The sequence below is a fragment of the Acidovorax sp. genome (assembly GCF_046341535.1).
Lineage (GTDB): Bacteria > Pseudomonadota > Gammaproteobacteria > Burkholderiales > Burkholderiaceae_C > Acidovorax.
The window spans coordinates 21811-48674 of record NZ_JBKDRI010000151.1 but is presented as its reverse complement, the minus strand read 5'-3'; the positions used below and the strand labels follow the sequence as shown (position 1 = coordinate 48674).

22 protein-coding genes and 1 tRNA gene are annotated in these 26864 nt (G+C 63.4%); 9 read left to right on the top strand and 14 right to left on the bottom strand.

Going from position 1 to position 26864, the window contains the following annotated elements; all coding sequences use genetic code 11:
• Nucleotides 1-35: 35 nt before the first annotated feature.
• The gene (locus ACK543_RS11215; protein ID WP_409942928.1) at nt 36-2915 is read right to left on the bottom strand and encodes a 2-oxoglutarate dehydrogenase E1 component; all 2880 of its coding nucleotides are present in this window, start codon (nt 2913-2915) and stop codon (nt 36-38) included.
• A 251-nt stretch (nt 2916-3166) separates the two neighbouring features.
• Here ACK543_RS11215 and ACK543_RS11210 point away from each other — a divergent pair, with 251 nt between their 5' ends.
• On the top strand, nt 3167-4222 hold the full coding sequence (locus tag ACK543_RS11210) for an AI-2E family transporter (RefSeq protein ID WP_409942927.1): 1056 nt from the start codon (nt 3167-3169) through the stop codon (nt 4220-4222).
• Nucleotides 4223-4355: 133 nt separating this feature from the next.
• On the opposite strand, the gene ACK543_RS11205 is transcribed toward ACK543_RS11210, so the two are convergent.
• Complete coding sequence (locus tag ACK543_RS11205; RefSeq protein WP_409942926.1) at nt 4356-4628, bottom strand: hypothetical protein; 273 nt, start codon at nt 4626-4628, stop codon at nt 4356-4358.
• 216 nt (nt 4629-4844) lie between these two features.
• Between ACK543_RS11205 and ACK543_RS11200 the strand changes: the two genes are divergently transcribed.
• From ACK543_RS11200 to ACK543_RS11180, 5 genes are all read left to right on the top strand, one after another.
• Entirely contained in the window at nt 4845-6590 is a 1746-nt protein-coding gene (locus tag ACK543_RS11200) for an N-6 DNA methylase (RefSeq protein ID WP_409942925.1), read from the top strand.
• On the top strand, nt 6587-7990 hold the full coding sequence (locus ACK543_RS11195) for a restriction endonuclease subunit S (RefSeq protein ID WP_409942924.1): 1404 nt from the start codon (nt 6587-6589) through the stop codon (nt 7988-7990). Before ACK543_RS11200 ends, ACK543_RS11195 begins: the two co-directional genes overlap by 4 nt.
• A gap of 64 nt (nt 7991-8054) precedes the next feature.
• Nucleotides 8055-8684: a nucleotidyltransferase domain-containing protein gene (locus tag ACK543_RS11190; protein WP_409942923.1), complete on the top strand. Its 630-nt coding sequence runs from the start codon at nt 8055-8057 to the stop codon at nt 8682-8684.
• Nucleotides 8632-9078: a DNA-binding protein gene (locus tag ACK543_RS11185; protein WP_409942922.1), complete on the top strand. Its 447-nt coding sequence runs from the start codon at nt 8632-8634 to the stop codon at nt 9076-9078. The genes ACK543_RS11190 and ACK543_RS11185 overlap by 53 nt, the downstream gene beginning before the upstream one ends.
• Nucleotides 9079-9164: 86 nt before the next feature.
• Nucleotides 9165-12326 carry a type I restriction endonuclease subunit R gene (locus ACK543_RS11180; RefSeq protein WP_409942921.1) on the top strand — a complete coding sequence of 1054 codons (3162 nt, stop codon included), beginning with the start codon at nt 9165-9167 and terminating at the stop codon, nt 12324-12326.
• Nucleotides 12327-12436: 110 nt separating this feature from the next.
• Here the strand turns inward: ACK543_RS11180 and ACK543_RS11175 are convergent.
• From ACK543_RS11175 to tolB, 5 genes are all read right to left on the bottom strand, one after another.
• Nucleotides 12437-12512, bottom strand: a tRNA-Lys gene (locus tag ACK543_RS11175).
• A gap of 50 nt (nt 12513-12562) precedes the next feature.
• A complete protein-coding gene (locus ACK543_RS11170; RefSeq protein ID WP_409942937.1) occupies nt 12563-13387 on the bottom strand; it encodes a ThiF family adenylyltransferase in 825 nt (274 codons plus the stop codon).
• A 17-nt stretch (nt 13388-13404) separates the two neighbouring features.
• Nucleotides 13405-14199, bottom strand: coding sequence for a tol-pal system protein YbgF (ybgF, locus tag ACK543_RS11165; protein WP_409942920.1), 795 nt, complete (start codon nt 14197-14199; stop codon nt 13405-13407).
• Nucleotides 14199-14753, bottom strand: a complete 555-nt coding sequence (pal, locus tag ACK543_RS11160) for a peptidoglycan-associated lipoprotein Pal (RefSeq protein WP_409942919.1) — start codon at nt 14751-14753, stop codon at nt 14199-14201. The genes ybgF and pal overlap by 1 nt, the downstream gene beginning before the upstream one ends.
• Nucleotides 14754-14806: 53 nt before the next feature.
• On the bottom strand, nt 14807-16132 hold the full coding sequence (gene tolB, locus ACK543_RS11155) for a Tol-Pal system beta propeller repeat protein TolB (RefSeq protein WP_409942918.1): 1326 nt from the start codon (nt 16130-16132) through the stop codon (nt 14807-14809).
• Nucleotides 16133-16371: 239 nt separating this feature from the next.
• On the opposite strand from tolB, the gene msbA reads away from it, so the two are divergent.
• Nucleotides 16372-18168, top strand: a complete 1797-nt coding sequence (msbA, locus tag ACK543_RS11150; RefSeq protein ID WP_409942917.1) for a lipid A export permease/ATP-binding protein MsbA — start codon at nt 16372-16374, stop codon at nt 18166-18168.
• A gap of 50 nt (nt 18169-18218) precedes the next feature.
• Here msbA and ACK543_RS11145 read toward each other — a convergent pair whose 3' ends face one another.
• From ACK543_RS11145 to mltG, 6 genes are all read right to left on the bottom strand, one after another.
• Complete coding sequence (locus tag ACK543_RS11145) at nt 18219-18905, bottom strand: ankyrin repeat domain-containing protein (RefSeq protein WP_409942916.1); 687 nt, start codon at nt 18903-18905, stop codon at nt 18219-18221.
• Nucleotides 18902-19708 carry a TatD family hydrolase gene (locus ACK543_RS11140; RefSeq protein ID WP_409942915.1) on the bottom strand — a complete coding sequence of 269 codons (807 nt, stop codon included), beginning with the start codon at nt 19706-19708 and terminating at the stop codon, nt 18902-18904. Before ACK543_RS11140 ends, ACK543_RS11145 begins: the two co-directional genes overlap by 4 nt.
• Nucleotides 19709-19853: 145 nt before the next feature.
• Nucleotides 19854-20213, bottom strand: coding sequence for a PilZ domain-containing protein (locus ACK543_RS11135; RefSeq protein WP_409942914.1), 360 nt, complete (start codon nt 20211-20213; stop codon nt 19854-19856).
• Nucleotides 20214-20231: 18 nt separating this feature from the next.
• Nucleotides 20232-21263, bottom strand: a complete 1032-nt coding sequence (locus ACK543_RS11130) for a DNA polymerase III subunit delta' (protein ID WP_409942913.1) — start codon at nt 21261-21263, stop codon at nt 20232-20234.
• Nucleotides 21260-21937 (bottom strand): dTMP kinase, encoded by a 678-nt coding sequence (gene tmk / locus ACK543_RS11125; RefSeq protein ID WP_409942912.1) that lies wholly within the window; start codon nt 21935-21937, stop codon nt 21260-21262. The genes ACK543_RS11130 and tmk overlap by 4 nt, the downstream gene beginning before the upstream one ends.
• Nucleotides 21938-21963: 26 nt before the next feature.
• Complete coding sequence (mltG, locus tag ACK543_RS11120; RefSeq protein ID WP_409942911.1) at nt 21964-22929, bottom strand: endolytic transglycosylase MltG; 966 nt, start codon at nt 22927-22929, stop codon at nt 21964-21966.
• Between the two features lie 93 nt (nt 22930-23022).
• Here mltG and ACK543_RS11115 point away from each other — a divergent pair, with 93 nt between their 5' ends.
• A complete protein-coding gene (locus ACK543_RS11115; protein ID WP_409942910.1) occupies nt 23023-23931 on the top strand; it encodes a YgfZ/GcvT domain-containing protein in 909 nt (302 codons plus the stop codon).
• Between the two features lie 428 nt (nt 23932-24359).
• On the opposite strand, the gene ACK543_RS11110 is transcribed toward ACK543_RS11115, so the two are convergent.
• A complete protein-coding gene (locus tag ACK543_RS11110) occupies nt 24360-25280 on the bottom strand; it encodes an alpha/beta hydrolase (RefSeq protein ID WP_409942936.1) in 921 nt (306 codons plus the stop codon).
• Between the two features lie 256 nt (nt 25281-25536).
• Here ACK543_RS11110 and ACK543_RS11105 point away from each other — a divergent pair, with 256 nt between their 5' ends.
• Complete coding sequence (locus ACK543_RS11105) at nt 25537-26673, top strand: iron-containing alcohol dehydrogenase (RefSeq protein WP_409942909.1); 1137 nt, start codon at nt 25537-25539, stop codon at nt 26671-26673.
• The last annotated feature ends 191 nt before the right edge of the window (nt 26674-26864 follow it).

Sequence of the window (26864 nt, the reverse complement as noted above, 5' to 3'; positions counted from 1 at the left end):
AGGATTCTGTTCTGTGTTCGTTGGGGTAGCTGGCCTTACTTGGTCAGGACAAAACCCTTGAGCTTGGCAAACGCACCATCCACCAGAGCCTTTTGCTGTTCCTGGTGCAGGTGCGAATAACCCACCGCAGGCGATGCCGAAGCAGCACGACCGGAGTAACCGAGCTTTTGCCCTTCGAGCATGTTTTCGTGGATGTAGTGCTGCACGAAGAACCATGCGCCCTGGTTTTGCGGCTCGTCCTGGCACCACACCACGTCCGTTGCGTTAGGGTACTTTTTCAGTTCCGAGGCAAATGCCTTGTGTGGGAAGGGATACAGCTGCTCGATGCGCAGGATGACCACGTCGTCCGCTTGCTTTTCGGCGCGCTTTTTCACCAGGTCGTAGTACACCTTGCCCGAGCACGCAATCACGCGCTTGACTTTGGCAGCCTTCTTGATGACGCCTTCGTCCTGCTCGGGGATCACGGTCTGAAAGCCACCACGGGTGAACTCGGACAGCGGCGAGGTCGCGTCCTTGTTACGAAGCAGGGACTTGGGGGTCATGATGACCAGCGGCTTGCGCAGGTCGCGCACCATTTGGCGGCGCAGCACATGGAAGATCTGGCTGGCCGTGGTCGGCTGCACGATCTGCATGTTGGTGTCTGCGGCCAGCTGCATGAAGCGCTCCAGGCGAGCCGAGCTGTGCTCCGGGCCCTGCCCTTCATAGCCATGCGGCAGCATGAGCGTGACACCGTTGACGCGGCCCCACTTTACTTCGCCAGACGCGATGAACTGGTCGATCACCACCTGGGCGCCGTTGGCAAAGTCGCCAAACTGGGCTTCCCAGATCACCAGGGTATTGGGATCGTTGGAGGCATAGCCGTATTCAAAGGCCAGCACCGCCTCTTCGGACAGGATGGAGTCAATGACGACAAACGGAGCCTGGTTTTCACCGACGTTTTGCAGGGGCACGTAGGAACCGATGTCCCACTTCTCGCGCTTTTGGTCATGAATGACGGCGTGGCGGTGGGTGAAAGTGCCGCGACCGCAGTCCTCCCCCGACAGGCGCACCGGATAGCCGCTGGCCACCAGAGATGCAAACGCCATGTGCTCGCCCATGCCCCAGTCCACGGGGATCTCGCCGCGACCCATGGCTGCACGGTCGTCATACACCTTCTTGACGAGCTGATGCGGCGTCACACTCTCGGGGATCGTGGTGATCTTCTCGGCCAGGCGCTTCCACTCGGCCAGCGGAATCGCCGTATCGCCAGCGTCCGTCCACCTCTTGCCCAGGAAAGGGCTCCAGTCCACCGCGTACTTGCTCTTGAAGTTGGTGAGCACCGGATCAACCGTGTGCTTGCCCGCATCCATCGCCGCGCGATAGGCCTTGACCATGTCGTCGCCAAGCGATTCGCCCAAGCCCTGTGCAGCCAGCTTGTCGGCATACAGCTTGCGCGTGCCGGGGTGCTGGCCGATCTTCTTGTACATCAGTGGCTGGGTGAGCGAAGGCGTGTCCTGTTCGTTATGGCCCAGCTTGCGAAAGCAGATGATGTCCACCACCACGTCCTTGCGGAACTCCATGCGGAACTCCAGCGCCAGCTGGGTGGCCAGCACCACGGCTTCCGGATCATCACCGTTGACGTGCAGCACGGGCGACTCGATCATCTTCACAATGTCGGTGCAATACAGCGTCGAGCGGGTGTCACGCGGGTCTGAGGTCGTGAACCCGATCTGGTTGTTGATGATGATGTGCACCGTGCCGCCGGTGTAGTAGCCACGCGTCTGGGCCAGTGCAAGGGTTTCCTGGTTCACACCCTGGCCCGCAAAGGCCGCATCACCATGCACCAGCACGGGCAGGACCTGCTTGCCCAGCGGATCGGCGCGGCGGTCCATACGGGCCCGCACCGAGCCTTCAACCACCGGGTTGACGATTTCAAGGTGCGAGGGATTGAACGCAAGCGACAGGTGCACGGGGCCGCCAGGCGTCGTGACATCCGAGCTGAAGCCCTGGTGGTACTTCACGTCACCGGCAGGCAGGTCCTCGGGGGCGGTGTGGTCAAACTCGGCGAACAAGTCCTTGGGCATCTTGCCCAGCGAGTTCACCAGCACGTTCAGGCGGCCGCGGTGGGCCATGCCGATCACGATCTCCTGCACACCCTTGGCGCCAGCGGACTGAATCAACTCGTCCATGGCGGCGATAAAGCTCTCGCCACCTTCGAGCGAAAAACGCTTCTGGCCGACGTACTTGGTGTGCAGGAAGCGCTCCAGACCTTCTGCGGCCGTCAGGCGGTCCAGGATATGTTTTTTCTTGTCTGCGCCGAAGCTGGGCTTGCTGCGGATGGTTTCGAGCTTTTGCTGCCACCAGCGCTTTTGGTTCTGGTCGGTGGCGTACATGTACTCGGCCCCGATGGAGCCGCAGTAGGTCTCGCGCAGCGCATTGATCAGCTCGCGCAGCGTCATCGATTCTTTGCCAAAGAAGGTGTTGCTGGTGTTGAAGACGACTTCCTGGTCTGAGTCGCTGAAACCATAGAACCATGGCTCCAGTTCAGGAATGGCGGGGCGCTCGGTACGCTTGAGGGGATCAAGGTCCGCCCAGCGCTGACCCACGTTGCGGTAGGCAGCAATCAGTTGCTGGACTGCTGTGCGCTTTCGACCAAGCTCTGAGTCAGCACCCGCTGCATCCACCACCTTCGAACCGCCCTGCTTTGCCCGCTCGGCAAAGGCATTGATGACGGGAAGGTGCGGCACGTCCCTGGAATTCGATCCATCGACGGCGGGAACGTGCTGAAGGGCGTCAAAATACTCGCGCCAGGTGTCGGGCACACTGCCCGGATTGGCGAGGTAGTTTTCGTACATCTCTTCGACATAGGGCGCATTGCCGCCGAAGAGGTAAGTGTTGCCTTGATAGGCTTGATAGACGGATGTCGTCTCGCTCATATTCCGCTGACCTCCGCTTTCCTTGGGAAAGCATTAGTTGGTTGAAAAACCTTCCGCGACACGGCTGAACCGATTGGCGGATGCGACTGTGGCTAGGGAAGGGCCTTGGGTTGCAGGCCGTATTGTGCCACTGAACTGAGCAATCTCTTGCAGAAACGATCCTGACCAGGCACCGAAACGCCGACTCGATGCGCCAGGGACCTCACGCTGGCGTACATTCCGGCATTCCACCGATGTGCCACTCGAAACGTATGACACCCCCCAATATTGAAAACAAGTTGTTCCTGTTGCTGTTGTCGCTGGTGACTGTCGCCTTCGGAGCGATCCTGTGGCAGTTTCATGGTGCCGTGTTTTGGGGGGTCATCCTCGCCATCCTGTTCGCGCCATTCCATCGGCGGCTTTTAGCGCGCATGCCTCGCCGCCAGAACCTCGCAGCACTGTGCACGCTATGCCTTTGCCTGGTCATCGTGATCATTCCAGTGACCGTGATTTCCATATCCCTGGTGCAAGAGGCTTCCGCCATTTACGAGCGCGTGAAGTCGGGGCAACTCAACTTCGGGCTCTACCTGCAACAAGTCATTGGCGCCATGCCCGCGTGGGCCACCAGTCTGCTTGACCGATTCGAACTCACCTCGCTCAGCGACATTCAGGCGAAGTTCGCGTCGGTCGCCGTCCAAGCCAGCCAGTTTGCGGCGGCACAAGCATTGAACATCGGGCAAAACACGCTGGAATTCATCGCCAGCTTCGGCATCATGCTGTATCTGCTGTTCTTTTTGCTGCGCGATGGGGCCGCTCTGGGCAAGCGCATCGGACAAGTCACCCCACTGCACGAAGAACACAAACGCCAACTCGTCGACAAGTTCACCACGGTGATCCGCGCGACGGTCAAGGGGAACATCGTGGTGGCCGCAGCCCAGGGCGCCCTGGGCGGTCTGATCTTCTGGATCCTGGACATCCAGGGACCTGTCTTGTGGGGCGTGCTGATGGCGTTTTTGTCGCTGTTGCCCGCGGTCGGTGCGGGCATCATCTGGGTACCCGTAGCCATCTATTTTTTGGCTACCGGGGCTGTGGTGCAGGGCGTGGCGCTCACCGCTTATGGGATCCTGGTCATTGGACTGGTTGACAACGTTCTGCGGCCCATCCTTGTGGGCAAGGACACCAAGATGCCTGACTATGTCGTACTCATCTCCACGCTGGGAGGTATGGCACTTTTTGGGCTCACAGGGTTTGTGATCGGCCCCGTCATCGCGGCACTGTTCATGGCGAGTTGGGACCTGTTCGGGACAGATCGGGCTGGTGCCCGCTGAGTGGGCGAAATCACCGCAACCAGCGAGCGCGCAGCGCTCATCGTACAAAAGCACATACCAGAAGCGGCTTCGCTCAAGTAGCACTTGCCATCCAGAACATGTAAGCCGGCTACGTAATGGGTAGACGAGCGCCTCAGTGCCACGAACACACCTGCCGGCTCATCGTCCCCGGTAACGGCTCCCCCAGCCCATCCCCGCTTGCCCAACGCTCCATGGCGGCCATGTTCTCCAGCAGGGTTGCATGCGGGCGCAGCCCCAGCGCCTCCAGCTTGCGCAGCTTGGTGTTGATGCAGGACAGCCAGAAATGCCCTGCCTGAATGGTCCCTGCCGGCGGCTTGCGCAGGTACGGCGGGATGTCGTCCGACACGCCATCGTCCGGGACATCGGTCCATCGTTCGTCTGGCATTCGTTCCTCCCAAGCGGCAAGCCACGCAAACACTATTGCCGCACACCCCCGGTGCCGTCCGGGCAGCGCCCAACTCAACGGCGCGCCATGGCACTCGCCCCATCCTCACGCCCATTGAACCAGATCAAGCACCCCACGGTCCTCCCGTGGGCTAGGATGCTGGACAACTGTATCCGCCCCGGCGATACATTCCAAGTTAAAGAGATTTGCTCCCGCATGAACCAACAAACCCTCTCCGCCTTCATATGGTCCGTCGCTGACCTGCTGCGCGGTGACTACAAGCAATCCGACTACGGCAAAGTCATCCTGCCCTTTACCGTGCTGCGCCGGCTGGACTGCGTGCTCGAAGCCACCAAGCCCGCCGTGCTGGCCGAACTGGCCGACAAAGAAAAACTGGGCGTCAACCCCGAGCCCTTTCTGCTGCGCAAGGCAGGCCAGAGCTTCTACAACACCTCCACGCTCGACCTCAAAAAGCTGCTGGGCGACCCCGACCACATTGCGCAGAACCTGTTCAGCTACGTGCAGGCGTTCTCGCCCGCCGTGCGCGATGTGTTCGAGCGCTTTGAATTCCACACCCAGGTCGAGCGCCTGGCCAAGGCCGGGCTGCTCTACCAGGTGACAGAGAAGTTCGCCCAGATCGACCTGCACCCCGAGGCCGTCAGCAACATGCAAATGGGCCTGGTGTTCGAGGAGCTGATCCGCAAGTTTGCGGAAATCAGCAACGAAACAGCCGGGGAGCATTTCACGCCCCGCGAGGTCATCCGGCTCATGGTCAACCTCATCTTCATTGAAGACGACGTCATCCTCAGCAAGCCCGGCGTGGTGCGCACCATTTACGACCCCACCGCCGGCACGGGCGGCATGCTCAGCGTGGCGGGTGAATACCTGGCCGAGCACAACCCACAAGCGCGCCTGACCGTGTTTGGCCAGGAGCTCAACCCCGAGTCCTACGCCATCTGCAAGGCCGACATGCTGATCAAGGGCCAGGACGTGGCCAACATCGCCTTTGGCAACACGCTCAGCGACGACGGCCATGGTCACAAGAAATTTGACTACATGCTGTCCAACCCACCCTTCGGCGTGGAGTGGAAGAAGGTCGAGAAGGAAGTGCGCAAAGAGCACGAGCAACAGGGCTACAACGGCCGTTTTGGCCCCGGCCTGCCCCGGGTTTCCGACGGCTCCATGCTGTTTTTGTTGCACCTGATCGCCAAGATGCGCCCGGCCCACGAGGGCGGCAGCCGCTTTGGCATTGTGCTCAACGGCTCGCCCCTGTTCACCGGCGGCGCGGGTTCGGGCGAATCCGAAATTCGCCGCTACGTACTGGAAAACGACCTGTGCGAGGCCATCGTCGGCCTGCCCACGGATATGTTCTACAACACCGGCATCGCCACCTATGTCTGGATCCTCAGCAACCGCAAGCCCACAGCGCGCAAGGGCAAGGTACAGCTGATTGACGCCTTCGGCATGTGGCAGAAGATGCGCAAAAGCCTCGGGTCAAAGCGCAAAGAACTGAGCGACGCCCACATCGCGCACATCACCCGCCTGTTTGGCGACTTTGTGGAGGCGCCGGGCGACGACGGCACCCCCATCAGCCGCATCTTTGACAACGAAGCCTTTGGCTACCACAGCATCACCGTCGAGCGCCCGCTGCGCGATGAAAACGGCCAGGTCGTGCTGGGCCAGAAGGGCAAGCAAAAAGGCAAGCCCCAGCCCGACGCCAGCCTGCGCGACACCGAAAACGTGCCGCTCGCCGAAGACGTGGGCGAGTATTTCAAGCGCGAAGTGCTGCCCCACGCCCCCGATGCCTGGATCGACCCCGACAAAACCAAGGTGGGCTACGAAATCCCGTTCAACCGGCACTTCTACGTGTTCAAGCCACCGCGCCCGCTGGCCGAGATTGATGCCGAACTCAAGCAAACCACCGACCGCATCCTGGACATGATCAAGGGGCTGTCGGCATGAGTTTTCCGCGATACCCGGAGTACAGGGACAGTGGGGTGGAGTGGCTGGGGGAGGTGCCGACGCATTGGATCGTGGATCGACTCAAAGCTTCCATAATCAGCTCGAAGAATGGCATCTGGGGCGACGAGTCGAAGGGTGACGAAAACGACATACCGTGTGTTCGAGTTGCGGATTTTGACCGCCAGAAACTGCGAGTCGAATTGAAAGAGCCCACCATCAGAAACGTCACCAGCCGGGAGCGTGAAGGGCGAACCCTGAACAAGGGAGATTTGCTGCTTGAGAAATCGGGTGGTGGCGAAAACCAGCCAGTTGGCTGTGTCGTCCTGTATGACGATGAACGCCCAGCTGTGTGCTCGAATTTCGTGGCGCGTGTGCAGCTGGCACCCGGCATGGTTTCATCCTACTGGCGTTACGTACACGCTGCGGCCTACGCCGTAAGGTTGACGACCGGCTCGATCAACCAAACGTCCGGTATTCAAAACCTGGACCAAGATCGGTACTACAACGAGCGCGCTGCATTCCCGCCGCCCGAAGAACAAACCGCCATCGCCGCTTTTCTCGACCGCGAAACCGCCAAGATCGACGCGCTGGTGGCCGAGCAGGAAAAGCTGATCTCCCTGCTGCAGGAAAAGCGCCAGGCCGTCATCTCCCACGCCGTGACCAAGGGGCTGGACCCGAACGTGACTATGAAGGACTCGGGCGTGGAGTGGCTGGGGGAGGTGCCGGGGCATTGGGTGGTAGGAGGTCTTACACGCTTTATTGGTCCAGTGGTTGACTACCGTGGCCGTACGCCTACCAAAGTTGACGAGGGCATTTTTCTTGTCACCGCAAGGAACATCCGCGACGGACGCATTGACTATGAGGCTTCCGAAGAATTTGTCGATCCAGATTCAGCCGCGTCGCTACTCGCGAGAGGCAAGCCTGAGATTGACGATTTACTGTTCACGATGGAGGCCCCATTCGGCCAGGTGGCCTTGATCGATCGTACGGATATTGCTCTTGCACAGCGCGTCGTGAAATTCCGTGGCGTACCGACCCTAATGAGGAATAGCTACTTGCTGTACTGGCTGATGAGCACAGGCTGTCAAAGTCGCCTGGAAACTCTGGCCACTGGTTCCACAGCGCTCGGCATCAAGGCAAGCAAGTTGGGAATGATCGAGTGCTTAGCCCCGCCTTTAGATGAGCAGGACAGCATCGTGGCCTTGATCAAGCACGAAACCGCCAAGCTCGACACCCTGAAGACCCAAGCCCAATCCGCCATCACCCTCCTGCAAGAACGCCGCACCGCCCTGATCTCCGCCGCCGTCACAGGCCAGATCGACGTGCGCGGGCTGCCGGGCGGCGCTAATGCTCCTGATTCAATAGCTGTGACCGCTTATCCAGAAAGCGCTGGGGGCTGATTTCGCTTCAAACCCACCCAATCCACTTGCCCCATGAAGCCTTAAAGGCAACAATCGTCGCCTTATGAGCAACACACAGGACGCCATGAACCTGATGTTCCCCGCCCAGCGCCAGCAGGTGCTGGCGGCGTTGCTGCTGCAGCCGGGGCACAGCCTGCACCTGCGCGAGCTGGCGCGGCTGACCGGCAGCCACGCGGGCACGCTGGGGCGCGAGCTGGGCAAGCTGGCCCAGGCGGGGCTGCTGCTGCGCAGCGACCAGGGCAATCAGGCGCGCTACAGCGCCAATGTGCAGCACCCGCTGTTCCCTGAGCTCTCTGCCATGTTCCGCAAGACGCATGGCGTGGTGCCCGCGCTGCGCACGGCGCTGGAGCCGCTGGCGGGGCAGATTGCGCTGGCGTTTGTGTATGGTTCGCTGGCCAGCGGCACCGCCACCGAGCACAGCGATGTGGATGTGCTGCTGGTGGGCAGCGTCGATTTTGTCGCCGTGGTGCAGGCGCTGTACCCGCTGCACGAGCTGCTGGGGCGCGAGGTGAACCCGGTGGTCTGGGCACCGCAAGAGCTGGCCGACAAGGCCCTGGCAGGCGATGCCTTTGTGCGCGACGTGCTGCGCAAACCCAAACTGTGGATTCAAGGGAATGACCATGAGCTTGAGCAACTTGCAGGCCATTGGCCGCCTGCAGGCGCAGCCGCCTGACCCGCCCGCCATGGCCAAGCTGCTGCAGGCAGCGCGGCAGAACCTGGCCGATGCGCGGGTGGAACAAATCAGCGCCAGCAACCGCTTTGATGCGGCCTACAAATGCATCATGCAGTGCGCCATGCTGGGCCTGTGGGCCAACGGCTGGCGCACCTCCACCAGCCAGCCCGGCCACCACCAGACGGCCATCCAGACGCTGGACCAGACCCTGGGCGTGCCCAAGCCCGACCTGATCGTGCTCGACGCCCTGCGCCGCCAGCGCAACGTGAACGACTACGAGGGCGACCCCATTGCCGACGCCACCCTGCACGCCTGCTTGGCGGCCGCAGAGAAGCTGCTGGGGCATACGCAGCGTTGGCTGCAGGCCCAGCACCCCGAATGGGGGTTGGTGTGAGCCTTTGCGCGGCGTGTAACTATCAATTTCATAGCTGCTTGCGTTTGTCTGGCAAGCGCTAGAGCCATTTTTTATTCAACATTGCCATGGCCCTGCACAACGAAATCGCTTTCGAGACCGACATCTGCAACCACCTGGCAGCGCAGGGCTGGCTCTACGGCGCACCCGGCACCGAGGGCGACGCCAGCGGCTACGACACCCCCCGCGCCCTGTACCCCGCCGACCTGCTGGCCTGGGTGCAGCAGACCCAGCCGCAAGCCTGGGAGGCGCTGGTCAAGAACCACGGCGCGGCAGCCGAAGCCATGCTGCTGGACCGCCTGCGCAAAGCGCTGGACGACCGGGGCACGCTGGAGGTGCTGCGCGTGGGCATCGACCTGCTGGGGCTCAAGGCCCCGCTCAAGCTCGCCCAGTTCAAGCCCGCGCTGGCCATGAACCCCGACCTGCAGGCCCGCTACGCCGCCAACCGCCTGCGCGTGGTGCGCCAGTGCCGCACCAACCACGACGACGTGATTGACCTGGTGCTGTTTTTGAACGGCATCCCGGTGGCCACGGCGGAGCTGAAGACCGACTTCACGCAGGACATGAACGCGGCGGTGGACCAGTACCGCTTTGACCGCATCCCCAAACCCAAGGGCCGGCCGTTTGCCGAGCCGCTGCTGGACTTTCCGCGGGGTGCGCTGGTCCACTTTGCGGTCAGCAACCGCACGGTGATGATGGCCACGCGCTTGCAAGGCCCTGCTACGCGCTTTCTGCCCTTCAACCAGGGCGACCACGGCGGCGCGGGCAACCCGCCCAACCCCGCAGGCCACCGCACGGCCTACCTGTGGGAGCAGGTGTGGCAGCGGGATAGCTGGCTGGAGATCATCGGCCGTTACCTCGTTACCCAGCGCGACAGCAAGAAGCAGGTGACGGGCTTCATCTTCCCGCGCTACCACCAGCTCGACGCCACGCGCAAGCTGCAGGCGGTCGTGCTGGCCGAGGGTGCCGGGCACAAGTACCTGATCCAGCACAGCGCGGGCAGCGGCAAGACGAATTCGATTGCCTGGACGGCGCACTTTCTGGCCGACCTGCACGATGCGCAGAACCACAAGCTGTTTGACAGCGTGCTGGTGGTGAGCGACCGCAATGTGCTCGATGCGCAGTTGCAAGAGGCCATTTTCGACTTCGAGCGCACCAAGGGCGTGGTGGCCACCATCAAGGGCGAAGGCGGCAGCAAAAGCGGCGAGCTGGCCGAGGCATTGGGCGGAGGCAAGAAGATCGTGGTCTGCACGATCCAGACTTTTCCGTTCGCCCTCAAGGCCGTGCAGGAACTGGCCGCCACGCAGGGCAAACGCTTTGCCGTGATTGCCGACGAGGCGCACAGCAGCCAGACGGGCGAAGCAGCTAGCAAACTCAAGCAACTGCTGAGCGCCGAAGAACTCAAAGACTTGGCAGATGGTGGCGAGGTGGGCACCGAAGACCTGCTGGCGGCGCAGATGGCGGCCAGAGCCAACGACGTGGGTATCACCTACGTGGCCTTCACGGCCACGCCCAAGGCCAAAACGCTGGAGCTGTTTGGCCGCCGCCCCCAGCCCGACCAGCCCGCCGGGCCGGGCAACCTGCCCGCGCCGTTCCACATCTATTCCATGCGCCAGGCGATCGAGGAGGGCTTCATCCTCGACGTGCTGAAGAACTACACACCCTACAAGCTGGCCTTCAAGCTGGCCAACAACGGCAAGGAGTGGGACGAGAAAGAGGTCGAGCGCAGCGAGGCCATGAAGGGCCTGATGCGCTGGGTGCGCCTGCACCCCTACAACATCAGCCAGAAGGTGGCCGTGGTGGTGGAGCACTTCCGCGAGAACGTGCAGCCCCTACTGGGTGGCCACGCCAAGGCCATGGTGGTGGTGGGCAGCCGCCAGGAGGCAGTGCGCTGGCAGCTGGCCATGCAGAGCTACATCCAGGACAACGGCTACCAGCTGGGCGCGCTGGTGGCGTTCTCAGGTGAGGTGAGCGACCCAGAGCACTTGGACGAGCCCGTATCAGAGAACAGCACCCAGCTGAACCCGAACCTAAAGGGCCGCGACATGCGCGAGGCGTTTGCCACCGACGAGTACCAAATCCTGCTGGTGGCCAACAAGTTCCAGACCGGGTTTGACCAGCCGCTCTTGTGCGGAATGTACGTGGACAAGCGCCTTGGCGGCATCCAGGCGGTGCAGACCCTGAGCCGCCTGAACCGTGCCTACAGCGGCCCCTTCGGCGTGAAGGACACCACGTACATCCTCGACTTTGTGAACGAGCCCGATGACGTGCTGGCCGCGTTCAAGACCTATTACGAAACCGCCGAGTTGGCCGGGGTGACCGACCCGCACCTGGTGTATGACCTGCGCGCAAAGCTCGATGCCTCGGGGCACTACGACGACTTTGAAGTGGAGCGCGTGGTGCTGGCCGAGCTGAACCCCAAGGCCACACAGGCCCTGCTGGTGGCCGCCATCGAGCCCGTGGCCGACCGGCTGCTCAAACGCTACAAGGCGGCGCGACAAAAGCAACAGGACGCGGAGAGCGGCGGCATCGTAGATGGCCCGGCAGCGCAGGCCGCCAAGGACGCTCTGGCAGCCCTCACCCTGTTCAAGCGCGACCTGGGCACCTTCGTGCGCGTGTATGCCTTCCTGGGGCAGGTCTTCGACTACGGCAATACCGCCATCGAAAAGCGCGCCCTCTTCTTCAAACGCCTGCTGCCCCTGCTGGACTTTGGCCGCGAGCGCGAGGGCGTGGACCTGTCGAAGGTGGTGCTGACCCACCACCGGCTGAAAGAGCAGGGCCAGCGCAGTCTGGCGCTACATGACACGGATGGCGACTACAAGCTGCAGCCCCTGACAGACACCGGCGCGGGCGCGGTGCAGGACAAGTTGAAAGTGCTGCTGTCGGAGATTGTGGCCAAGGTGAATGACTTGTTTGAGGGTGAGCTGACCGATGATGACAAGCTGGTCTATGTGAACAACGTGCTCAAAGGCAAGCTGCTGGAGTCGGAAATTCTGGTGCAGCAGGCGACCAGCAACACCAAGGAGCAGTTTGCCAATTCACCCGACCTAGCCAACGAGCTGATGAACGCCATCATGGACGCCTTCGCAGCGCACACCACCATGAGCAAACAGGCGCTGGACTCGGAGCGCGTGCGCGGCGGGTTGAAAGATATTTTGCTGGGGCCGGCTCAGTTGTATGAGGCGCTGAGGGAGCAAAGCAGTCATCAGCCCCGAAGCGATGCTCGCTAATTTGACGCGCTAACCAACACCAAACTGTCACCAGACTGTCACCGGCCGAGAAATGAAAAAAGCCCGCTACCAATTAGATAGCAGGCTTTCTATATTTTTCGCCGTGTTGGTGGTAGGACGTACTGGATTCGAACCAGTGACCAACGGATTAAAAGTCCGCTGCTCTACCAACTGAGCTAACGTCCCATCATTGCACTAGGCTTGTTCGGTCAGGTGCAAAGCCTTGGATTATAGCGTCAGTTTTGGCCGCTGAATGCGTCGGAAGTGCTTGCCAGCCCGTCGAGCACCCAGCCTGCCGCACAGTGGCCAAAAGTGGCCGTCACAGCCACCACCGATCCATAGCCATGGCAGTTGAGCGACCCGTCTCCATCGATGGCACACGAGGGGTCTGGGCCGGCGACGGCTTCACGGCTGAATACGCACTGTAAGCCCATCGCTTTTCCATCCCGTGGTGCGCCGTGGTGCTTGCGCAATCGATAACGCAACTGCGACAGCAGCGGATCGTGCGTCGTGCGCGCCAGGTCGTCCACATCGACCTTGTGCGCCAGCCTCTTTCCGCCAGCGGCACCGACGGCGATGTGCAGGACGTCGGTGCGCCGTGCCCACAACGCCACGGCCAGCTTGGCCTTGATTTGATCGCAGGCGTCAATGACCGCATTCACAGGCCGCCCTTCGATGAGCGCAGGCCAGTTGTCTGGTTCGACGAACTCTTCAACGCAGATCACCTGGCAAGCCGGGTTGATCCGGAGGATCCGGTCTCGCATGGCAAGCACCTTCGCCTGCCCCACGGTCTCCGTCAACGCATGAATCTGGCGGTTGATATTGGACTCGGCCACATGGTCCAGATCGATCAGCGTGAGCGTCCCAACGCCGCTTCGCGCAAGGGTCTCTGCCGCCCAAGAGCCCACACCGCCGATACCGATCACGACCACATGGGCAGCCCTGATCCGCGCAGCACCCGAGCGACCGTATAACCGGTCAAGCCCGCCAAAGCGCCGGTCAGACTGCTCTTGCCTGGTCGAGGCGGCCTCTCCGTGGGCTGGTGCAGGCTGCGACCCAATGGCCCCTTCCAAAGGCTTCACTTCAGACGCGACAAACGCTCCTTGGCTGCCAGAGCAGCTTCGGACTGGGGGTAAATGCGGACAAGGTCTTCCAGCGTCTTGCGGGCCGAGCGCGTGTCCTTGAGTTCAATCTGGCAATTGGCGATCGACAGGGCTGCCTCGGGGGCGCGCGCATGTGCTGGGGCATCCGACAGCATGCGCTGAAAGTTGCCGATGGCTTCCTTGTACTCTCGGGTAGCGTACTGCGAGTTTCCAAGCCAGAATCGCGCCGATGGCCCAAAGCCGCTGCGGGGGTACTGTCGAATGAAACCTGCGAATGCTGCGTTGGAGTCGGCAAATTTGCCTGCACGGAAGACAGCCAGGGCCGCTTCGTAATCGCGCTTTTCTGCGGGATCGGCCTGGAACTCCAGCCCATCCAGACTGACCTTGACGGGCTCGAACTGCCTGAAGCGCTCGTCCACGCCTTGGGCGATGTCTTTTTGGCGCCGCTGCAAATCGCTCACATCGCGTAACAACTGCTCGTTTTGTCCACGCATCTTGGCGTCTTCAACACGGAGCGCTTCGATCTGCGTTTGCAGATCCAGCAGGCTGCGGCGGAGTTGGGAATTTTCTTCGGTGAGGCGTCGAACCTCGTCAGCAGTCCGCTGCCCGGACGTTTGAAGCACGTCAATCCGCTGCCGCATCTCCAAAATGGCACGCCGCGCCTCGCCGTCCTCAAAGAGGGCCGCGCTGGCTGGCAGCATGAAAGCCGTGGCACAGGCAAGCGCCGCCACAGCCTTCAGGCTCAACCGTGGGGACTTCACGCGGTACATCAGCGATAGGACAGTTCAGCACGACGGTTTTGCGCGTGCACCGCCTCCGCGCCACCCTGCGCCGCCGGCTTTTCCTTGCCAAAGCTCACGGCTTCCACCTGGCTGTCGGGCACTCCAAGCAAGCCGAGCGAACGGCGAACGGCCTCGGCACGCTTTTGACCCAGCGCTAGGTTGTACTCACGGCCGCCACGCTCGTCCGTGTGGCCTTCGATCATTACCTTGCGATTGGGGGCCGCCTTGATGAAACGGGAATGCGCTTCGATGAGCGACTGGAACTCCGGCTTGATGACATAGCTGTCGTAATCGAAGTAAACAATGCGGGCCACACCCACAGGGCCAGCGCCATCGCGGCCGGACTGCCCGAGGTCCACCGGAGCAACACCGCCCTGGCCCGTGGCGCCGGAGTTGGCGCCACCCGTACCCGCACCCATGGTGGACGTCGCGTTCTTGTCTTCCACCGGCACATCGTCGAGCTTGACACCGGAACTGCAGCCTGCAACCAGGGCAGCCAGCGTCAGCGCGAGGGTGATGCGCTTCAATCGGGGCTTGTTCATCCAAAAATCTCCTGAAAAATAAACACTGAAACTGAAAAAACGGGAAAGTTCATTCACTGCTTCTGAAAGGGTCCCCAGTCAGGTTCGCGAATGTCGCCGCCCTGCCCTGCAAGGCGCGCCTTGATCTTGCCGTCGAGCGTGGTCGTCATGAGCGCATCACGACCCTGCTGCTGCGTGGCATAGACGATGAGTCGGCCGTTTGGCGCAAAGCTTGGGTTTTCGTCGGCCGAGCTGTCCGTGATGGCACTGACGCTACCGCTTGAGAGATCCATCACATGCAGCTTGAAGGCACCCGACACGCGTGAGATGTACGCAAGCCACTTGCCATCAGGGCTGATGGCGGGCGAGATGTTGTAAGAGCCCGAGAAGGTCACACGCTCGGCGTTGCCACCGGATGTGGACACCCGGTAGATCTGGGGAGCGCCTCCACGGTCACTCACAAAGAAAATGGTGCGCCCGTCGCTCGAAAACACGGGTTCGGTGTCAATGCCCGCCGACTGCATGAGGCGGCGAGGCTCTCCGCCATTGGCATCAATGGTGTAGAGCTGCGAGCCGCCGTCACGGCTCAGGGTCACGGCCAGCGTGCGACCATCGGGCGCCCATGCAGGTGCGCTGTTGGACCCCCGGAAGTTGGCAACCAGGCGTCTGCGACCAGAGGCCACATCGTGCACGTAGACGACAGGTTTGCGCGACTCGAAAGAAACGTACGCAAGCTGAGCCCCGTTGGGTGACCAGGCCGGAGAAATGATGGGCTCCGGGCTCGACAGCGCAGACTGGGCATTCTCGCCATCGGCATCGGCCACCCAAAGACTGTAGCGGGTCCCCAGCTTGGTGACGTAAGCGATCCGCGTCGAAAACACGCCGCGCTCGCCGGTGAGCTTCTCGAAAATGAAATCAGCGATACGGTGCGCAACCAGCCGCAGATCAGCCTGCGTGACCACGAAGCTCTGCCCCCCCAGATCCTGGCCTTTGACCGCATCCCAGAGCCGGAAACGCGCATCGTAGCGACCGTCTGCAAGGCGCGTGATGCTTCCGACGGCCAGCGAATCTGCGCCCTGCTGGCGCCACAGTCCTAAATCGGGTCGCGCCGTTTCGTCCAGCACAGCGCCTGCGGCATCGATGGCGCGAAACTGACCGCTTCGCTCCAGATCGGCCTGAACAATGGCACCGATCTTTTGCGGCGACTGGGCGTCGCCCCGAAAGGGCGCAATGGCGATGGGCAGCTGCGTCAACCCGACGCCAGTGACCTCCACCTTGAATTGTGCGAGCGCCGGCAATGCAGAGGCCGAGCCAATGGCGGCCAGGACGAGGCGGCGGTTCAGTTGCGGCGAAGCCGCGACGCAGGAAATGGAGGGAGTGTGGACTTTGTTGATTGACATCCGGCGTTCCTGGATGGGCGCTAGGGCAAACGCGAATGTTACACACTGGCAAGCCTGCCCTGTCACAAGCCTTGCAGTAACAGGCGCAAAAGAAAGGAACGACGGCACCAGACTGCCAGCATTGACAGCCCTAAGGCTCGCCGGGTTTTCCAACGGAACTCCACCTCTGTCATCCTCTTTGGAGGGCCGCTGTGCGGTTCCTTCGGAAACTGGGGCAGGCCACTTAAAATCGCGCGCAAATGCACAACACCCCACCGGGCGACACACCGCCAACCGCCCCGTCGAAGACAGGCCCTCTTTTGCCTAGACTGCGCCGGCTGGCAGTGTACTTTGGCAACCAACGCGCAGCATGGTTTGTCGCCATCGCGGCCACACTGATCGGAGCGGCGACCGAGCCACTGATTCCTGCCCTGCTGCAGCCGCTGCTGGACAAGGGGTTTACGCAGGGAACGCTGGCGCTGTGGATGGTGCCGCTGGCCATCCTTGGCGTCTTTCTGGTGCGAGGCATTGCCCAGTTTGTCGGGCAGTACGCGCTGGCCCGCATTGCCAATGAGGGGATACTGGTCCTGCGCAAATCCTTGTTCGACCGCGTGCTCGCGGCCGATATGGGCCTGTTTGCCCGGCAGTCTGCCAGCGCGCTGTCCAACACGGTGGTGTACGAGGTGCAAACCGGGACGTCGCTGCTCGTGCAGGCGCTGCTCGGGATCTCGCGCGACGGATTCACGCTGATCGCTCTGCTGCTCTATCTGCTCTACCTCAATTGGCAGCTCACGCTGATCGTGGCCGTTGTCGTACCGGGTGTGGCGTGGATCATGAAGACACTTTCGCGCAGGCTGTATCAGCTTACCAAGAGCAGCCAGCAGGCCACGGACGAACTGGCCTACGTTGTGGAAGAGAACGTGCTCGCCCACCGGATGGTCCGGCTGCATGGCGCCCAGCAGGCCCAGGCAAGCCGCTTTGCCCACCTGAGCCAGAGCCTGCGCCGCCTGGCCATCAAATCGACGATTGCATCGTCGGCCATGACGCCCCTGACGCAGTTGCTTGCAGCGGCGGCACTTTCGGTGGTCATCTGCATTGCCCTGTGGCAAAGCCGCGGCGCGGTGGACAGCAAGGACGTCACGGTGGGCGGCTTCGTTTCTTTCATTACCGCCATGCTGATGCTTATCGCCCCGATCCGCCGACTGGCCGACGTGGCAAGCCCGGTGACGCGTGGCGTGGCGGCGCTGGAGCGCGGGCTTGCGCTGATGGGCAGCACGGGGGCCGAGTCCGGAGGCGACTATCGCGCTGACCGCGTCCGTGGCGCGCTCGCACTGCACGATGTGACGGTTTCCTTTGGCCCTGAGCACGCCCCTGCCCTGGACCGCGTCAGCCTGCAGGTCGCGCCCGGCGAGGTGGTCGCTCTGGTGGGTCCATCAGGGGCTGGCAAAACCACGCTGGTCAATCTTTTGCCCCGGTTTGTTTTGCCTTCGTCCGGCACTGCGTCGGTAGACGGACACGAACTGGCGCAGTGGGATCTGGGTGCCTTGCGGTCGCAGTTCGCGATGGTGAGCCAGGATGTGGTGATGTTCAACGACACCATTGCCGCCAATGTCGCCCTGGGCGGCGTGGTGGACGAACAGCGAGTACTCCAAAGCCTTGCTGCAGCCAATCTGGCGGAGCATGTGGAGGCCCTGCCCCTGGGGATCCACACGCGGGTGGGGCATAACGCCACCCAGTTATCGGGCGGACAGCGGCAGCGCCTGGCCATCGCCCGCGCGCTCTACAAGGATGCGCCCATCCTGATCCTTGACGAGGCCACCTCGGCGCTCGACACCGAATCGGAGCGGCTGGTGCAGGATGCCTTGCAGCGCCTGATGCAAGGGCGCACCACGCTGGTCATTGCCCACCGCCTGTCCACCATCGAACACGCCGACCGGGTGGTGGTGATGGAGCGCGGCCGCATTGCAGAGCAGGGAACCCACGCGGAACTGATGGCGCGGGGCGGCTTGTATGCGCGGCTTCAGAGTCGCCCGGCCTCGGCAGCCGCGCAGGGCTGAATCCACATCTGCGCTGCCCAGACAGACCTCGGAGCACGGCGCTTTTGTCGTTACCACTTGCCGCGGTTGGGCTGCCGCTTGCGGATCGCCGCGGCGATTTTTTCTGCGCTTTCCTTGCGGCCCACACGCAGCGCGAAATCTGCCGCCGTCAGACCCAGCTGGTTGCGCAGGGTCGGATCGGCGCCTTCGTTGAGCAGCAACTGCAAGGCTTGCTCAGAGCCATAGTGCGCCGCCATCATCAGCGGCGTGGTGCCGTTGGGCGATGTTGCGTCGATGAAAGCATGGTGCTCGAGCAACAGCGCGATGATTTCGGAGTGGCGTGGGCTGCCCGCAGAGGCGGCGTAGTGCAGCGGCGTCCATCCCGGTTTATTCACATCGGCGTCGCGGGCGATCAAAAGTTTGACTGCTTCCAGGTTGCCCTTGATGGCTGCGAGCATCAGAGGGCTCTCATCCTTGGAATTACGCAATTCGGCTTTCGTCTGCGTGGATGCCATCAAGGCGATGAACGCCTTGTCTGAGCCGTTTTGCAGCGCCAATATCAAACCGGGCTGGCCCTTGGGGTCCAGTGTGTTGGGATCAAACCCCCGACGCAGCAGAGCGATGATGGTCTCGGCGTCATCGCGCTGAACGGCCGTAAAAAAGTCGTCATAAGCCCCCGCACGGGCGAGCGGGGCCAGCGCAGCCAGGCAGGCAGCAAGGCACAGGCAGCGGCGGCTGAAGGTACGCAAGAGACTCATGCCATCACCTCCTTGAAGAGGGTCTCGAAATTGCGGCTGGTGGCCTCAGCCACGGTAGCAATCGGCACACCCTTGGTTTCGGCTATTTGCTGCGCCACATAGGGCACATAGGACGGATTGTTGACCTTGCCGCGATACGGTACGGGCGCGAGGTAGGGGCTGTCCGTCTCGATCAGCATACGGTCAAGCGGCACGAAGGCAACCACCTCCCGCAACTCGTGGGCGCTCTTGAAGGTGATGATTCCCGAAAAGGAAATGAAGTAGCCCACATCGAGCGCCGCACGCGCCACATCCATGGACTCGGTAAAGCAATGAAACACCCCGCCCGCAAGGTTCCCCGCACCGTCTTCCCCCTCTTCACGCAGGATGGCAAGGGTGTCGTCCGAGGCGCTGCGGGTGTGGATGACCAGCGGTTTGCCGCACGCACGGGCCGCACGGATGTGGGTGCGAAAACGCTCGCGCTGCCACTGCAGGTCTGCAATCGATCGCCCGCCTTTGCGGTCTTGCATGCCGTAGTAGTCCAGCCCGGTCTCGCCAATGGCCACCACGCGAGGCAAGGCGGCACGCTCGAGCAGGTCCTGCACGCTGGGCTCCATCACGCCTTCGTTGTCGGGGTGTACGCCCACGGTGCTCCAGAAGTTGTCGTGTGTGGTGGCAAGCCGGTGCACATCGCCGAACTCTTCCATCGTGGTGCAGATGCACAGTGCACGCTCGACCTGCGCCTGCGCCATCGCGTCCCGGATCGCAGGAAGGTGACCGGCAAACTCCGGAAAATTCAGATGGCAGTGGGAGTCGGTGAACATGTCGTTTCCATAGCGGGAAGGCGGGGTAAGACCGATGGACGGGGCAGGTGATGGGCCAGCGACAGCGGCACCCTGCAACGCACCCGACGCGCCAATAAAAATGCCGACTCGCGACGCGGGTCGGCAGGCCCTGGTACCCCGGCGGTCAGATGGTTTGGGTCGACCGGTCGGAGCCCAGCGCAGTGCCCAGCAGTTCCTCGATCTTGATCTTGAGCTGCCGCGACTTGTCATCCTTGGGAAACTGGATGCCTACGCCCTGGGTCCGGTTCCCGGAGGCACGCGCCGGGGTGACCCAGGCAACGCGTCCGGCCACGGGGTAGCGCTGCGTGTCATCAGGCAGGGTGAGCAGCACATAGACATCATCACCGAGCCGGTAGTCGCGCTGGGTGGGAACAAAAATGCCGCCTTCAGCAAAAAACGGAATGTAGGCAGCGTAAAGGGCTCCCTTTTCCTTGATTGCCAGCTGCATGACGCTGGGACGGGGCGCTGTGGATGGACTGCTCATGAATCAGTGGTGTGCGGCTCAATGGCGCGAGTGTATGGTGTTTCGCGCCTGGGCGACAAGCGCCTCCAGCATCAGCCCGGCATTGAAGGGGTGTTCGGCCGTGCGGGCCTCGCGGGTGAGCGCACGCGACCACCGCGACAGAGCGATCATCGAAGGCACGGCCCGGGGCAGGTCGGCGGCTGCAAAGTAGCGCGGTGGCGCGCCCACGCTGGCGGCCATCAGGTCATGGCAGAGCTTTTGCAGGGCGTCGATCACCTGGGGCGGCGGCCAATCGCTCACCGCAGTCACATCGCCTTGGGCCATGGCCTGTGGCAATGCCGCCCAGGCTGCGGGGCTGCGGCCCGAGCGGGCAAGTTCCAGCGCGTCGTCGGGTCGACCGCCTGCGGCGCGCAAAAAGGCCGCCGCCGCATCGGCGGTGAGGCCCTGCGCTTGCAACCAGGCCAGCATCTCGCCCTGCTGCGGCCAGACCATGGCGTGACCCAGGCAGCGGCTACGAATGGTGGGCAGCAGCTGGTGCGCGGCCTCGCTGGCCAGCACAAAGCGCACGTCGCCCGGCGGTTCCTCCAGCGTTTTGAGCAGCGCGTTGGCGGTGATGTGGTTCATCTGCTCGGCGGGGTACACCAGCACGGCCTTGCCTCGCCCGCGGGCCGATGTGCGTTGCGAGAACTCCACCGCGTCGCGCATGGCCTCCACACGGATCTCGCGGCTGGGCTTGCGCTTTTTGTCGTCGATGTCTGTTTGCGCCTTTTCCGACAGCGGCCAGCCCAGCGCCAACATCTGGACTTCGGGCATCAGCACGCACAGGTCAGCATGCGTGCGTACCTCGATCGCGTGGCAGCTGGCGCAGTGGCCGCAGGCGCCCCCGGCTGTGGGCGCGTCACACAGCCAAGCACGCACCATCTCCAGACCCAGGGCATATTGACCCAGGCCCGAGGGCCCTTGCAGCAACCAGGCGTGGCCCCGCTGCGCCAGCAGGCGGGTGCGCTGCGCCGCAATCCAGGGCGCCAACGGCACGGCGGCGGCGTTGGCGGCGAGGTTGGTTTCGCTCATCGGGGCCCTCCCTGCGTGGCCACCATGATGGCCAACCACCCTCGGCGCACGAATACGTTGGTCAACTGTTGCCACACCGTGTGGCGGTCCTGCGCCGCGTCGATGCGGGCAAACCGCTGGGGCGCCGCCGCGGCGCGGTCGGCATAGCCGCGCGCCACGCGGGCAAAGAACTCGGTCGGTTGCGATTCAAAACGGTCGGGCACGCGGGCGGTCGTCAGGCGCTGCGCGGCCACATCGGGCGCGAGGTCGAACCAGATGGTCAGGTCTGGTTCACGCATCAAATGAGGGTCTTGCGCAAGCCCCGTCTGGGCCATTTGCTCTAACTTTGATAGCACCTGCCAATCAAAGCCGCGTCCAGCCCCCTGGTACGCAAAGGTGGCATCGGTAAAACGGTCGCACAGCACCACGTCGCCACGGGCCAGGGCGGGCTCGATCACGTGGCGCAGGTGATCGCGCCGCGCGGCAAAAATCAGCAGCGACTCGGTCAGCGCATCCATGGGATCGTTGAGCACCAGCTCGCGCAGCTTTTCGGCCAGCGGTGTGCCGCCGGGCTCGCGCGTCACCGTCACGGCCCTGCCCTGCGTGCGGAACGCCTGGGCCAACCCTTCGATGTGCGAAGACTTGCCGGCACCGTCGATACCCTCAAACGTGATGAAAAGACCGGGTCGGGACATGGAAACCTCAGGTGATGCGTGGTGGCTCAAGGCTGGCCGCGCTGGTAACGGTTGACGGCGCGGTTGTGCTCCTCGAGCGACTCGCTGAAATGGCTGGCACCGTCGCCCTTGGCCACGAAGTACAGCGCGCGCGTTTGCGCCGGCTGCACCGCAGCCAGCAGCGATGCCTTGCCGGGCATGGCAATCGGCGTGGGTGGCAGGCCGCCACGGGTATAGGTGTTCCAGGGGGTGTCTGCCAGCAGGTCGCGGCGTCGAAGGTTACCGTCAAACCGCTCGCCCAGGCCGTAAATCACGGTGGGGTCGGTCTGCAGCAGCATGCCGATGCGCAGCCGGTTGGTGAACACCCCGGCGATCGTGGCGCGGTCACTGGCGCGGCCGGTTTCCTTCTCGATGATGCTGGCCAGGATAAGCGCCTCATCGGCCGACTTGAGCGGCGTGTCGGCCGCGCGCTGGGCCCACACGGCCTCCAACTTGCGGTCCATGGCGTGCAGGGACCGGCGCAACAGGGCCATGTCGCTCGAACCCTTGGCGTAGGTGTAGGTATCGGGGAAGAAGCGGCCCTCGGGTGGCACACCGGGGCGGCCCAGCTGGGCCATCAGGGCCGCGTCGGTCAGGCGGGCCGAGTCGGGTTTGAGATGCTCCTCCCGGGCCAGCGCCTGGCGCACCTGCCGCCAGTTCCAGCCCTCCACCAGGGTCAGCGCGCGCAGCGATTCCTCGCCGCGCACCAGCTTTTGCAGCAGCTCCCGCGGCGTGGTGCCGGGGGCCAGCTCGTAGTTACCGGCCTTGATGGCACGGTCCTGGCCCGAAAGGCGAAACCAGGCGTACAGAAGCCGGGCATCGGCCTGCGCCCCGGCGGCCACTGCATCGCGGGCCACGCCGCGTGGCGTCGTACCCGGCTCAATGGCCAGCTCCAGCGGTGTGTCACCCCCCACGATGGGCTGATGGAGCCACCAAAGCGCAGCAGCGCCCATCCCGATCAGGACGCATGCCATCAAAGCCAGTAAACGTCGCACAACCCTGCAGCCTGTATGTGTGTGGACCCGCCGAAGGGGCCTTGGAAGGTAACAGGGCATCATAATTCAGCGATGACTTACTCCCTCCATGGCGTTGCCCAGTTGTCCCATCTCGGTGTGATCCGCGCGCAAGGCGAGGACGCAGCCAAATTTCTCCACAGCCAGCTCACGCAGGACTTTGCCCTGCTGGGCATGAACGAGGCCCGCCTGGCGGGGTTCTTGTCTGCCAAGGGGCGCATGCAGGCCAGTTTCATCGGCTTCAAGCGCAGTGGTGCCGAGGTTCTGCTGATTTGCAGCCTGGATCTGCTGGCTGCCACGCTCAAGCGCTTGTCGATGTTTGTGCTGCGCTCCAAGGTCAAGCTGACCGATGCGACCGCTGATTTCGCCCTGTATGGCCTGGCGGGCGAGGCGGCGGCCGTCGGGCTGGCGCAGACGCCCTGGGCCAAGGCAGACCAGGGCGATGCCAGCGTGGTGCGCCTGTACCCGGCGGATGGCCAGCCCCGCGCCCTCTGGGTGGCGCCCGTTGCTGCGCCCGCGCCGGCCGGGCCCTCGCTCGACCCGGCCCTTTGGCACTGGAGCGAGGTGCGAAGCGGCATCGCCACGCTCACCACACCCCTGGTCGAGGCCTTTGTGCCGCAGATGCTCAACTACGAATCGGTGGGCGGCGTGAGCTTCAAGAAGGGCTGCTACCCCGGCCAGGAGGTCGTGGCCCGCAGCCAGTTCCGGGGCACGCTCAAGCGCCGTGCCTACATCGCGCACGCAGCGGCCGCTGTGCAGCCGGGTGCCGAGGTGTTTGCCATCGACGACCTGGAGCAGCCCTGTGGCACCGTGGTGCAGGCGGCTGCTGCGCCCGAAGGCGGCATGGACGTGATTGTCTCGATGCAGACCAGCGCCGCGACCGGGCCGGTGCAAGTGGGCGCGCCCACGGGCGTATCGCTGGAGCTTCGGCCCCTGCCCTACCCTTTGCTGGACGATCTCTGACGGGCCGTTTTCTGGTGCGCAACGCGGTGGTGGTGCGCGATTCATCCGCGGCCCTATTGCTATGATAAACGTAGCAATAAAGCATTACCCGTCGTGCGTAAACGCCCAAATTTATGGTCAAGTTTCTCCATCAAGACCCGGTGGCGACGCAAGAATGCGTGTGTGGCGTACCCCGGGGCTTAGGCCATCAACCACCCGGGTGAAGCACGGTGGTATCGATTCCGGTTTCGACCCACGATTCACCCATCACCAAAAAGCCTGCCGGTTGAAAAATGCGTAAGGCAAGGCCAGCCCACGCCGGTTGTTGGAAGCGGCCGCATGGATACACGCGAGAGGGTGGGCGTTGAGCACGATGTTTCATGTTCGCCCCGGCCTACCGCACGCGCAGGCACACAAAGCCGCAACCTTCGGCAGCTTGCATCTCAACGTCACTCCATGCAAAACGCCATGCGCAGCGCGCGGGCAGCATCGGCATGGGCCTTGCGCGCCTCGGGGATGGCGCGGCCCATCTTGATGAATTCATGGGTCACGCCGCGGTAGATTTCCAGATCTACCGCCACGGCGGCCCGCCGCAGCATGTCCGCGTAGGCGATGCCCTCATCTACCAGCGGGTCACATTCGGCCAGGCCGATCCAGGCCTTGGCGACGCTATCCACATCCGGAGCCAGCAACGGCGCAAAGCGCCAGTCCTCGCGCTCAGCGCGGCTTTGCACATAGTGGCCAAAGAACCAGCTGATGGCGGGCTCCTCCAGCACCAGTCCTTGTGCATACAGCGCGTGCGAGGGGGTGTCCTGGTGGGCCGCGCAGCCGGGGTAGATCAGCAACTGCAGCGCCAGCGGCAGGCCGGCGTCTCGCGCCAGGATGGCATTGACAGCGGCCAGCGTGCCGCCCGCGCTGTCGCCGCCCACGGCCAGCCGGGCGGGGTCTGCGCCGAGCTGATCCGCGTGGGCTGCCAGCCAGGCCAGCGCGTCCCACGCATCGTTGCTGGCGGTAGGGAACCGGTGCTCGGGGGCCAGCCGGTAGTCCAGCGACACCACGGCGCACCCGGCCAGTCGGCACAGCTCGCGGCACAGCGTGTCATGCGTGGCGATGGAGCCAATGGTGAAGCCGCCACCGTGCAGGTACAGCAACAGCGGCAACCCTGCCGCGAGCGATGGCGTATACAGCCGCGCAGGCAGCGCATGGCCGTCGCGGGCCGGGATGGTGAAGTCTTGCACCCGCGCAAGCGCTGCCTTGGGCACCTCCAGAACGCCTGCGCCAGCCTCGTAGGCAAGGCGGGCATCTGCGGGGGACAGGGTGTGCAGCGGTGGATGTCCGGCGCGCGCCATGCGCTCGAGCACGCTGTGCATTTGCGGGGTAAGGCGCGTGCGGTGCAGGTTCAGGTGGTGGTTCATGCGTAGGCGGGCGGATCCATCGGGGCGGCAGAAGGTGCAGCGCAGGCACCACATCGTGCAGCGCCTTCCGGCAACGTTTGACGATGCGATGTCGCAGAGGTGACGACACCCCAGGCATTGCACACCGGACACCGGCGAGCATTGTGGTCATGCGCGCCGACCGACTGTAGAGTGCGCGGCAGGCATCGTAAACCCAACCCTGTGCACGACCATGGCGTTCATCTACTACGTGACCCAGATCCAGTTTGACTTTGGCGCGATGGCGCTGCTCAAGCAGGAGTGCGAGCGCGTCGGCATCACCCGACCGCTGGTGGTGACCGATGCGGGCGTGCGGGCGGCGGGTGTGTTGCAAAAGGCGCTGGATGCGCTCCATGGGCTGCCGGTGGCCGTGTTCGACCAGACACCTGCCAACCCCACCGAAGCGGCCGTGCGCGCCGCGGTGTCCACCTACAAAGCGCAGGGCTGCGACGGCCTGATCGCGGTGGGTGGCGGATCGGCCATGGACTGCGCCAAGGGCGTTGCCATCGCAGCCACGCACGAAGGCCCGCTCACACACTACGCCACGGTCGAAGGCGGCTCGCCCCGCATCACCGAACGCGCCGCGCCGCTGATTGCCGTGCCCACCACCAGCGGCACCGGCAGCGAAGTCGCACGGGGCGCGATCATCATCGTGGACGACCACCGCAAGCTGGGCTTTCACTCCTGGCACCTGGTGCCCAAGGCCGCGATCTGCGACCCGGAGCTCACCCTGGGCCTGCCGCCCTTGCTGACAGCCGCCACCGGCATGGATGCCATTGCGCATTGCATGGAGACTTTCATGTCGGCTGCGTTCAACCCGCCGGCCGATGGCATTGCTCTGGATGGTCTCGCGCGCGGCTGGACCCACATTGAACGCGCCACCCGCAACGGCAGCGACCGCGAGGCCCGCCTGCACATGATGAGCGCCAGCATGCAGGGTGCCATGGCCTTCCAGAAGGGCCTGGGCGCGGTGCACTCGCTCAGCCACAGCCTGGGCGGCCTCAATCCCCGGCTGCACCATGGCACGCTCAACGCGATGTTTCTCCCTGCGGTGGTTCGTTTCAATGCGAGCGCCGAATCCGTCCGGCAAGACAAGCGCCTTGAGCGCATGGCCCATGCCATGGGCCTGGCGTGTGCATCGGACATTCCAGACGCCATCAAGGACATGAACGCCCGCCTGGGACTGCCATCAGGACTTGCCGCCATGGGGGTCGGGCAGGAGATGTTTGACCGCATCATCCAGGGTGCCATGGCCGACCACTGCCACCGGACGAACCCGCGCATTGCCACGTCCAACGAATACCGCGAGCTGCTGGCGCAGTCGATGTAGGGCACATCGCAGCAGGCTTTCGCTCCCGGCAGCCCAACGCGTCAGCCGCCGAAGTCCGCCACGGGCAGCCCGATCGCCACAGGCCGCGCTACAGCGTGAGCGCTCAATCACCACCACAGCCCGTGGCGTCCCAAAGCACCCCGGAGCGCGATGTTTGGCGTCCGCACGCCAAAGCGCCCATCCCGATGTAC